Source organism: Celeribacter marinus (assembly GCF_965656515.1).
GTDB classification, from domain to species: domain Bacteria; phylum Pseudomonadota; class Alphaproteobacteria; order Rhodobacterales; family Rhodobacteraceae; genus Celeribacter; species Celeribacter marinus_D.
The window spans coordinates 18,985-29,858 of record NZ_CBFHKW010000030.1 but is presented as its reverse complement, the minus strand read 5'-3'; the positions used below and the strand labels follow the sequence as shown (position 1 = coordinate 29,858).

Sequence of the window (10,874 nt, the reverse complement as noted above, 5' to 3'; positions counted from 1 at the left end):
TATGTCACTCGCCACGCTCAGCTTTGATCAAATCGCAATGGCCGCGATGACCGTTCTTGCACTGCGCGAGGTCATGATTGCGACTCTGCCCGACCGGATTGCGGGGCCAAATGGATGGCTCGTCAATACGAACGCGGGCGATCGCGCATAACGCACAACTGCCTGAAAATTCAGCACACACGGAAAACGCCGCGTTTATGCCGTGGTGTTTCAGGGTCAATCATTGAACCCACGCCGCCCGTTTGATCTAAAAATGTAAGGATTTAACAACGGCGCGGCTTTTGACCTATGCAGATCGTATCATCTCAATTGCGAGCGCGCCTAGATGCGCTCTTGATCCAGATTTATCCAGATCACGACACCGATGCGCTGCGCACACAGATTACAGACGCCTTTTGGCCCGATCCGTCCGAGCAGCGCAACCGTGCACGCGCCCCCGGTCAAACGCTTTGGTCCGAGAAAGACAGCGTGGTCATCACCTACGGGAATTCGGTCCAAGACGGCAAACACAAGCCCCTTGATCTGCTGCACGACTTTTTGCAACGCTATCTGATGGGCACGATCAACGGTGTGCATATCCTGCCGTTCTTTCCGTTCACCTCCGACGATGGGTTTGCGGTGACGGATTACCGCACCGTGAATAGCACTTTGGGGGACTGGGAGGATATCGAGCGCATCGCAAGCGAGTTTCGCCTGATGTCCGATCTCGTGTTAAACCACGTCTCGTCACTTTCCCATTGGTTTACCGACTACTTACAAGGGCATGCCCCCTACGACCAATTCTTTGCCGAGGCATTGCCGAGCGATGATTTGAGTGAGGTTGTGCGCCCCCGCACCTCGCAGTTGCTTCGCGAAGTGGACACAGCCCACGGGACAAAACACGTCTGGTGCACCTTTAGCCATGATCAAGTCGATCTGGATTTTCACAATCCCGAGGTCTTGCTGGAATTTTTGCGGATCATGCGGCTTCACATCGATCACGGCGTCCAGATCATCCGCCTTGATGCAGTCGCGTTCATTTGGAAAACGCTCGGCACCTCATGCGTCCACCTGCCCGAGACCCACGCCATTGTCCGCCTCATGCGTTTGCTATGCGACTACAATGCCGATCCGGTTGCGCTCATCACCGAAACCAACGTGCCAAATGCCGAAAACCTAAGCTATTTTGGCAACCGCAACGAAGCGCATATGATCTACAACTTTTCCCTCCCGCCGCTGTTGTTGCACGCGCTGATGTCGGGAAGTGCGCTCCATCTCAACCAGTGGCTGATGCGCATGCCGCCCGCACAACACGGGTGCGCCTATCTCAACTTTTCCGCATCCCATGACGGGATCGGCGTGCGCGGCGCCGAAGGGTTGCTATCGGGGGACGAATTGGGCGACATGATCGGCGCGGTCAAAGAGTTCGGCGGGCTGATCTCCATGCGCGCGCTCGCCGATGGGTCTGAGAAACCGTATGAAATGAACATCACCTTTTTTGACGCGTGCAAAGGGACAATTTCAGGCGGCCAAGACGATCACCAATTTGAACGATTTTTATGTTCACAAACCATCGTCATGGCCCTGGAGGGGGTTCCGGCCTTTTATATCCACTCTCTGCTCGGCACCCCCAACGACCATGACGGCGTTGCCAAAACCGATGTCAAACGCGCGATCAATCGCCACAGGTGGGATTATCCCGCGCTGCGTGCACACCTAGATGATCCGGCCTCGATCCACGCCCGCGTGCTAGACGCGCTCAAATCCCGCATTGACATTCGCACCGCACATAAGCCGTTCAATCCAAACGCCACACAGTTCACCATGCAACTTGGCGAAGAGATCTTTGGCCTGTGGCGGCAATCACGCGAACGCGATCAGTCTATCTTTGCCATGCATAACGTCACCGATCACCCCGTCACCATCCCGCTCCAGTCCATCAACCTCATTGAGGGCGAGAAATGGTGGGATATTTTGACGGGCGAGCGGATCGACCCCGCCAAACGTGACCTCACCTTTGCGCCCTATCAATGCCGGTGGCTGTCCAACCGTCCCTAAGAGAGCTCAAGCACGCAAACGTGCCGCGTGCCATTCCAGATGCTCCGCCATGAACGTCGAGATAAAGAAGTACGAATGATCGTACCCCTCTTGCATGCGCAGAGTGAGCGGCTGATCCGCCGCGGCACAAGCCGCCGCCAACAAATCGGGCTTGAGTTGTGTCTCTAGGAAATTATCGCCCGTGCCTTGATCGACCAAAATATCCGCAACTCGTGCGCCATCCTCGATCAACGCGCAGGCATCATAGGTCCGCCACGCCGTGCGATCCGCCCCCAGATATCCCGAAAGCGCCTTTTCCCCCCACGGACAATTCAGCGGCGACACAATCGGTGCAAACGCCGATACCGATTTGTATTGATCGCGATTGCGCAGCGCGATCGTGAGCGCGCCATGTCCGCCCATCGAATGCCCCATGATCGCAACACGGCTCATATCGGCGGGAAAGTCCGCACCAATCAGCGCATGCAATTCGCGCTCGATGTAGTCACGCATGTTGTAATTCTGACCAAACGGCGCCTCGGTCGCATTGACGTAAAACCCCGCCCCAAGGCCGAAATCATACGCCCCCTCGACATCGTCCGGCACGTCCGCACCGCGAGGGCTTGTGTCCGGCGCAACAAAGATCAGTCCCAACGCGGCACAGGCCGCGCGATACTCGCCCTTTTCGGTCACGTTGGCCTGCGAACAGGTCAGCCCCGACAGGTAAATCACCACGGGCAGGGTCGCCCCCGCCGCATGATCGGGCACAAACACGGAAAATTCCATGTCTGTCCCCGTTGCGGATGAGGCATGTTTATAGACGCCCTGCGTACCGCCATGGCTGCGGATTTGCGAAATGACTTCGAGGCTCATAGATCAAAATACCACAACAGAGCGGATGCTTTCGCCCGCATGCATCAAATCAAAACCCTTATTGATCTCATCGAGCGTGAGAACATGGGTGATCAGCGGATCAATCTCGATCTTGCCGTTCATGTACCAATCCACAATTTTGGGCACATCTGTGCGCCCTTTCGCGCCGCCAAAGGCTGTGCCTTGCCAGACGCGCCCTGTGACCAACTGGAACGGACGGGTTGAGATTTCCTTGCCCGCTTCGGCCACGCCAATCACGGTGGAAACACCCCACCCACGGTGACACGCCTCCAATGCCTGACGCATCACGGTGGTGTTGCCGGTACAATCAAACGTGTAATCCGCGCCGCCATCGGTCAGCGCCACGAGGTGTTCGACGATATCGCCGTCGATCTCGGACGGGTTGACGAAATGGGTCATGCCGAACCGTTCGCCCCATGCCTTTTTGTCGTTGTTGAGGTCCACGCCGATGATTTTATCCGCGCCAACCATCCGCGCGCCCTGCAGCACGTTAAGGCCAATCCCGCCGAGGCCGAACACGATGACGTTTGCGCCCGCTTCGACCTTGGCCGTGTTGGTGATCGCACCGACACCCGTGGTCACGCCACAGCCGACATAACAGGCTTTGTCAAACGGCGCATCGGGACGGATTTTGGCCACCGCAATCTCTGGCACGACGATGAAATTGGAAAAGGTCGAACAGCCCATATAGTGATAAATTGTCTCGCCTTTGTAGCTCATGCGCGATGTGCCATCGGGCATCACGCCCTTGCCTTGTGTTGCGCGGATGGCGGTACACAGGTTGGTTTTGCCCGACAGACAGGATTTACACTGGCGACATTCGGGGGTGTAAAGCGGGATGACGTGATCGTCGGGTTGAACCGATTTCACACCCGCGCCAATCGCGCGCACAATCCCCGCCCCCTCATGGCCCAGAACCGCAGGGAACAATCCCTCACTGTCCAACCCATCAAGCGTGTAGGCATCCGTATGACAAATACCTGTTGCCATAATCTCGACCAGAACCTCGCCCTCTTTGGGGCCTTCCAGGTCGATCTCTACTATTTCGAGGGGTTTGTTGGCTTCAAAAGCGACAGCGGCACGGGTCTTCATAAGGGTACTCCAAATTGGTGCGGGCCGACAAAAGGCCCGACGGAAAGCCGACGATAAGCAGACGGAAGGCCGACACGAAAAATACACCCGTGGCAGCTTTTCTTTTGATAGGGAATAGCCTATCAAAAGCATAGAAATCAATCAGGAAATCCGAACGTGATCGATAAGTTGGAAATGTTCATGGCCGTTGCCCGCGCGGGACATTTCGGACGCGCGGCCAAAACGCTTGGCATAACGCAACCCACATTGTCAGCCGGCATAAAGCAGCTCGAAGACCAACTTGGCGTGACCCTCATCTTGCGAGGATCGCGCTTTGGCGGCTTGACACCCGAGGGTCAGCGCGCCCTGCACTGGGCGCAGCGGATCGCGGCGGACACACAGCAATTGCGCGCCGAAATGCACGGGACTGGCGCGGAGCTTTCGGGACAAATCCGCCTTGCTGCAATCCCGTCCGCGCTCACATGGGCCGCGCGTCTAGCGACACAAATGCGCGAGAACCATCCGAATGTACGAGTCACAATTCTGTCTCGTACCTCTTTGGAAATCCTCGACATGATGGAAGCCCACGACATCGACGCGGGCCTGACCTATTTGAACAATGAGCCATTGGGCGATGTGGTTGTCGAACCCATTTACACCGAAACCCCGGTGGCCGTGACCCGCGCAGACACACCGCTCGCGGCCCGCCCCGATATGGCGTGGTCTGATTTTGACGGGCTTGCGATGTGCTTGCTCACGGCAGACATGCAAGGGCGCAGGATCATCGACGCGCATTTTCAAAACTCAGGCGTGACACCCGATGTCAGGTTGGAGTCCAACTCGACCGTTGTGTTGGCCCGCACCGTTCAAGAAACAGGTTGGGTGACGATCTTGTCATGGGATCTCGCCACGTTTTTATGTGCGGGATCGGCGTTAAAAATCATCCCCATAACGCCGCAAAGCCTAGGACAATCGGTCGGACTTGCCGCACCGCGCCGTGCCAGTGAAACACCCGCATTGACAGCCCTCATGGCCGCCGCAGCCCATATCTCAACGTCCAAGTCGCCAGTCACCCCCTCAATGAAACAAGCGTAAGAAGAGCCATCATGTCCGCAACCGATCCCACTGATGACACCCTATCGCGTCTCATTGCGCGACACCGCGATAGCGAAGGTCCGCTGTTGCCGATCTTGCATGACATGATGGAGGCCTTTGGTCATATCGACGAAGACACCTACCCTCAACTGGGCCGCGCACTCGGGATCACACGGGCGGAAATCCACGGCGTTGTCAGCTTTTACCACGACTTCAAAACACGCCCCAACGGCCATCACACAATCAAATTGTGTCGCGCAGAAGCCTGCCAATCGGTCGGAGCGACCGAGACACAATCGGCCCTTTTCGAGCGTCTTGGCCTGACAGACTTCGGCACAACACCCGATGGCCGCATCACAGTTGAGGCCGTATATTGTCTTGGCCTGTGCGCCTGTGGACCTGCAGCGTTGGTCGACAGGCAACCGCGCGGACGGGTGAGTGCACAAAGTCTTGCAAGCGAGGTGGGCGCATGAAAATCTACGTCCCCCTCGATAGTGCGGCGGTGGCCTTGGGCGCCGATGACGTGGCCGCAGCGATCACGTCCTATGCCGCAAAAACCGGCATTACCGTCGAGATTGTGCGCAATGGGTCGCGCGGAATGGTTTGGTTGGAACCGTTGGTGGAGATCGAAGATGCCCAAGGGCGGCGCGCGTTTGGCCCGCTCTCTCCCTCCGATGTCCCAGCGCTTTTGGAGGGCACGTTAAAAAGCCTTGGCCGTGTGGAGGACATCGCGTTTTTCGCGCGCCAGACACGCATGACCTTTGCGCGCTGCGGCCTCATCGACCCGCTCGACCTGACGAGTTACGCCGCGCATGGCGGTCTTGTCGGCCTCAAACGCGCGTTGAGCATGAGTGCGCAGCAAACGGTCGAAGAGGTCACAGCATCTGGCCTACGTGGGCGCGGTGGCGCGGGGTTTCCTACGGGCCTCAAGTGGGAGACAGTGCGCAGCGCGCAAGCCTCGCAAAAATACATCGTGTGCAACGCCGACGAGGGCGACAGTGGCACCTTTGCCGATCGGATGTTGATGGAGGGCGATCCGTTCTCCCTCATCGAGGGCATGGTAATTGCCGGCCTCGCCGTTGGGGCCACACGCGGTTATGTCTACCTAAGATCCGAATACCCCGTGGCCATTCGTGTAATGCGTGCCGCCGTCGACATCGCGCGCGAAAACGCCCTGCTTGGCGAGGACATTCTCGGCACGGGAACGGCGTTCGACGTGGATATTCGTGTCGGCGCAGGGGCGTATGTGTGCGGCGAAGAGACGGCGTTGCTCAACTCACTTGAGGGCAAACGCGGAACGGTACGCGCCAAACCGCCCCTCCCTGCGCTCGAAGGATTTATGGGCCAACCTACGGTGGTCAATAACGTCATCTCGCTCGCCACAATCCCTGTGATATTTGAGCATGGCGCGGCTCACTATGCCGCCTTTGGTATCGGCCGCAGCAAGGGCACCGTGACACTTCAACTCGCGGGAAACGTCAAATATGGCGGGCTGTTCGAGGCAGGGTTCGGCATGACTTTGGGTGATGTCGTGACAGACATTGGCGGCGGGACGGCCACAGGCAAGCCCGTCAAAGCGGTGCAAGTCGGCGGGCCGCTTGGCGCGTTTATGCGACCAGACCAATTTGAGACACCCATTGGATACGAGGAGTTTGATAACGCGGGCGGCCTGATAGGCCATGCGGGCCTGACGGTCTTTGATGACAGCGCGGACATGGGAGCGCTTGCGCAATTCGCAATGGAATTTTGCGCCATCGAAAGCTGTGGCAAATGCACCCCCTGCCGCATCGGATCGACGCGCGGAATAGAAACAATCACGCGCATTCGGAACGGCGACCACGCGGCCATTCCCTTACTCGAAGACCTATGTGACACCATGCGCGATGGATCACTTTGCGCACTTGGCGGCTTTACCCCCTATCCGGTTTTATCGGCCCTCAATGGATGGCCCCAAGATTTCGGTGTCACGACCGCGGAGGTCACGCAATGAAAGACATCATCATTCCATGGGACGACACCGACTATGGCACGCCAAAACAAAACGGCGCGCCAGTCTCCCTGACAATCGACGGGCATGGCATCACAGTGCCAAGTGGCACATCCGTGATGCGTGCGGCGATGCAGGCAGGGCTAAAAATTCCCAAACTCTGCGCCACCGATAGCGTCGAGGCCTTTGGGTCGTGCCGCCTGTGTGTCGTCGAAATCGAAGGACGGCGCGGCACGCCCGCGTCCTGCACCACTCCAGTGGCGGACGGAATGGTTGTGCACACCCAAAGCGAAAAGGTCCAAAAACTGCGCAAGGGCGTGATGGAGTTATACATCTCCGATCACCCGCTGGATTGTCTGACCTGTTCGGCCAATGGCGATTGCGAATTACAAGATATGGCGGGAATGGTTGGCCTGCGCGATGTGCGCTATGCCAAGGGTGCCAACCATTTCGAGGATGCTCAGGATTGGCGGCCCGTCGATGACAGCAACCCTTATTTCACCTATGACCCCAGCAAATGTATCGTCTGCTCGCGCTGTGTGCGCGCCTGCGAAGAGGTCCAAGGCACGTTTGCGCTGACCATCGAGGGGCGCGGGTTTGAGAGCCGCGTTTGCGCTGGCGATACACTTGACGATTTTCTGTCCTCCGACTGCGTGTCGTGCGGCGCGTGTGTGCAAGCCTGCCCCACAGCCACACTACAAGAGAAATCCGTGCGCGACCTTGGCACGCCCACCCGCAGCGTCATCACAACATGCGCCTATTGCGGTGTGGGGTGCTCGTTCAAGGCCGAGTTGAACGGTGATACCGTGGTGCGCATGACCCCGCACAAAGAGGGCCGCGCAAACCGTGGGCATTCCTGTGTCAAAGGGCGCTTTGCCTACGGCTATGCCACCCACCCCGACCGCATTCTCAAACCGATGATCCGCGAGAGCGTTGATCAGCCATGGCGCGAAGTCTCATGGGACGAGGCGTTCGGGTTTGCAGCCGATCGCATTGCAGGCATCCAAAACGCACACGGCAAAAACGCCGTAGGCGTTATCACGTCGAGCCGGTGCACCAACGAAGAAACCTACTTGGTCCAAAAACTGACCCGCGCCGTGTTTGGCAACAACAACACCGACACCTGTGCACGGGTGTGCCACTCGCCTACGGGCTACGGCCTTGGCCAAGCGTTCGGTACCTCTGCGGGCACACAGGATTTCGACAGTGTCGAACATACGGACGTGGCGATCGTCATCGGCGCGAACCCCACGGACGGGCATCCGGTGTTTGCCTCACGTCTGCGCAAACGCTTGCGTCAAGGGGCCAAACTGATCGTGGTCGATCCGCGCCGCATCGATTTGCTTGCAACCCCGCACATGGGCGAAGGCCATCATCTCCCCCTCAGACCCGGAACCAACGTGGCCGTGATCACCGCCCTCGCGCATGTGATCGTCACCGAAGACCTGTTCGACGCCGACTTTATCCGCACGCGTTGCGATTGGGACGAATTCGAACTCTACCGCGATTTTGTATCGGATCCCCGCCATAGCCCAGAGGCCACGGCTTTGCTTACGGGCGTGAATGCGGGGGCACTGCGCACTGCGGCACGGGCGTTTGCAACAGGCGGCAATGGTGCCATCTACTACGGGCTTGGCGTCACCGAGCACAGCCAAGGATCAACCACCGTCATGGCGATCGCCAACCTTGCGATGCTGACCGGCAACATCGGGCGCAAGGGCGTGGGCGTGAACCCGTTGCGCGGACAAAACAACGTCCAAGGGGCGTGTGACATGGGATCGTTCCCACACGAATTGCCGGGGTATCGCCATGTCAAAGACCCCGATACCCGCGCCATTTATGAACAAGCATGGGGCGTGGAAATCAATCCCGAACCAGGTTTGCGCATTCCCAACATGCTGGATGCCGCAGTCGCTGGACGGTTCAAAGCGCTCTACATTCAGGGCGAGGATATCTTGCAATCCGACCCCGACACCAAACATGTAGCAGCGGGTCTTGCGGCGATGGAATGTGTGATCGTACACGATCTGTTTCTCAATGAGACTGCAAACTACGCGCATGTATTTTTGCCCGGTTCGACGTTTTTGGAAAAGGACGGGACATTCACCAATGCAGAGCGCCGTATCAACCGTGTGCGCCGTGTTATGGCCCCAAAAAACGGATATGCAGACTGGGAAGTCACACAGCGCCTCGCCAATGCATGCGGTGCGCACTGGACCTACACACACCCGCGCGAAATCATGGCGGAAATTGCGGCCACCACACCGACATTTGCAGGCGTCACCTATGAGATGCTTGATGCGAAGAACTCTGTGCAATGGCCCTGCAACGATGCATTTCCCGATGGCGCACCGATCATGCATGTCGACGGGTTCGTGCGCGGAAAAGGCCGTTTGATCATCACCGAATATGTGGCCACAGACGAAAAAACCGGCCCGCGCTTTCCGCTGCTTTTGACCACGGGCCGTATCTTGTCGCAATACAATGTTGGCGCACAAACGCGGCGCACCGCCAATACCATTTGGCACGATGAGGATGTGTTGGAGATCCATCCCCATGACGCCGAAACACGCGGCATCACTGAGGGTGACCATGTGCGTCTGGCATCGCGGGCGGGGGAGACATCGTTGCGTGCAACCCTGACCGACCGCGTGTCACCAGGCGTGGTCTACACCACGTTCCATCATCCCGCCACACAGGCCAACGTTGTGACCACCGATCACTCCGATTGGGCTACAAACTGTCCCGAATATAAAGTCACAGCGGTGCAAGTCGCCCTGTCAAACGGGCCAACCGATTGGCAAGACCGCTACCACGCGCACGCCACGCAAGCGCGCCGCATTTCGGACCCACCACAATGAGCGCGCCCACTCATAATTTGCCCGACGAGGTGGCCGTGGCCCTTGTGCTCAACGGTTCGACCGTTGCCGTTTTGATGTCCACGCCGCACGATCTCACCGATTTGTTGCGCGGCTTTGCCGTCAGCGAGGGGATCGTCGATTGGGGCACAGATGTAACCGACTGTGAGGTGCACGAGTATGATGAGGGGATAGAAGTGCGTGGACGTATTGCGCAAGAGCGCGCCAGCGCACTCGACGCGCGCCGCCGTGCCTCTGTCGGCCCAGTGGGATGCGGGTTGTGCGGGATCGAAAGCCTGACAGCCGCAACCGCAAGGCCGCCCCGTGTGCCCCCCGCATTACCTACCCTGTTTGAGGCCGTTCGCGTTTCACTCGCCGCCCTCGACGCACAGCAAGTTATGCATCAGCAATCGCGTGCGATGCACGCGGCGGCGGTCTTTACCGCCCAAGGATTACAGATCGTGCGCGAGGACGTGGGGCGTCACAACGCACTCGATAAACTGATCGGCGCGTTGACGAACACGCCTTTGCAAAACGCCGGAATTTTGATGACCTCGCGCCTGTCCATCGACCTTGTGCAAAAATGCGCCCGCGCGGGCCTGTCGGCGCTATTTTCAGTGTCCCGCCCAACCAAAGCGGCCGTGGAACTGGCGCGTGAGATCGGTATGACACTTGGCGTTGTCACGCCTTCTGACATCATCTTTTACGCAGGCGCACCTAAGGAGGTAGATCAATGACGGATGAAAAAATGATCCGCATGGTGAATCAGATCGCCACGTTTTTCGCCACCCAACCCGACACGGATAAAGCGGGTAAAGTTGCGGCGCATATCATGGATTTTTGGGATCCGACAATGCGTGCACAACTTATCCAATTTGCGCAAAGAGATGGTGCAGGGCTTGACCCAATCGCACTGGACGCGGCACAGTCTCTCACGTCCCACTAAATGGGGC

Annotated in this window: 9 protein-coding genes; 7 read left to right on the top strand and 2 right to left on the bottom strand. The window is 58.1% G+C overall.

The genetic code is table 11. The annotated features are described in order from the left end of the window. Positions 1-288: 288 nt before the first annotated feature. Complete coding sequence (locus ACTG34_RS08425) at positions 289-2,037, top strand: sugar phosphorylase (protein WP_439104504.1); 1,749 nt, start codon at positions 289-291, stop codon at positions 2,035-2,037. A gap of 6 nt (positions 2,038-2,043) precedes the next feature. Here the strand turns inward: ACTG34_RS08425 and fghA are convergent, their stop codons facing one another. Beyond that, positions 2,044-2,889 (bottom strand): S-formylglutathione hydrolase, encoded by an 846-nt coding sequence (gene fghA, locus ACTG34_RS08420; RefSeq protein ID WP_439104503.1) that lies wholly within the window; start codon positions 2,887-2,889, stop codon positions 2,044-2,046. 3 nt (positions 2,890-2,892) lie between these two features. Further along, positions 2,893-4,002: an S-(hydroxymethyl)glutathione dehydrogenase/class III alcohol dehydrogenase gene (locus tag ACTG34_RS08415; RefSeq protein WP_439104502.1), complete on the bottom strand. Its 1,110-nt coding sequence runs from the start codon at positions 4,000-4,002 to the stop codon at positions 2,893-2,895. A 156-nt stretch (positions 4,003-4,158) separates the two neighbouring features. Between ACTG34_RS08415 and ACTG34_RS08410 the strand changes: the two genes are divergently transcribed. The 6 genes from ACTG34_RS08410 to ACTG34_RS08385 are packed head-to-tail and all read left to right on the top strand — an operon-like array spanning position 4,159 to position 10,867. Then, a complete protein-coding gene (locus ACTG34_RS08410) occupies positions 4,159-5,076 on the top strand; it encodes a LysR family transcriptional regulator (RefSeq protein WP_439104501.1) in 918 nt (305 codons plus the stop codon). A gap of 11 nt (positions 5,077-5,087) precedes the next feature. Then, positions 5,088-5,549, top strand: coding sequence for an NAD(P)H-dependent oxidoreductase subunit E (locus ACTG34_RS08405; protein WP_439104500.1), 462 nt, complete (start codon positions 5,088-5,090; stop codon positions 5,547-5,549). Next, on the top strand, positions 5,546-7,066 hold the full coding sequence (locus ACTG34_RS08400) for a formate dehydrogenase beta subunit (protein WP_439104499.1): 1,521 nt from the start codon (positions 5,546-5,548) through the stop codon (positions 7,064-7,066). Before ACTG34_RS08405 ends, ACTG34_RS08400 begins: the two co-directional genes overlap by 4 nt. Beyond that, positions 7,063-9,924, top strand: a complete 2,862-nt coding sequence (fdhF, locus tag ACTG34_RS08395; protein ID WP_439104498.1) for a formate dehydrogenase subunit alpha — start codon at positions 7,063-7,065, stop codon at positions 9,922-9,924. Before ACTG34_RS08400 ends, fdhF begins: the two co-directional genes overlap by 4 nt. Next, positions 9,921-10,658, top strand: coding sequence for a formate dehydrogenase accessory sulfurtransferase FdhD (gene fdhD, locus ACTG34_RS08390; RefSeq protein ID WP_439104497.1), 738 nt, complete (start codon positions 9,921-9,923; stop codon positions 10,656-10,658). The genes fdhF and fdhD overlap by 4 nt, the downstream gene beginning before the upstream one ends. Beyond that, positions 10,655-10,867 carry a formate dehydrogenase subunit delta gene (locus tag ACTG34_RS08385; protein ID WP_439104496.1) on the top strand — a complete coding sequence of 71 codons (213 nt, stop codon included), beginning with the start codon at positions 10,655-10,657 and terminating at the stop codon, positions 10,865-10,867. Before fdhD ends, ACTG34_RS08385 begins: the two co-directional genes overlap by 4 nt. Positions 10,868-10,874: the final 7 nt, after the last annotated feature.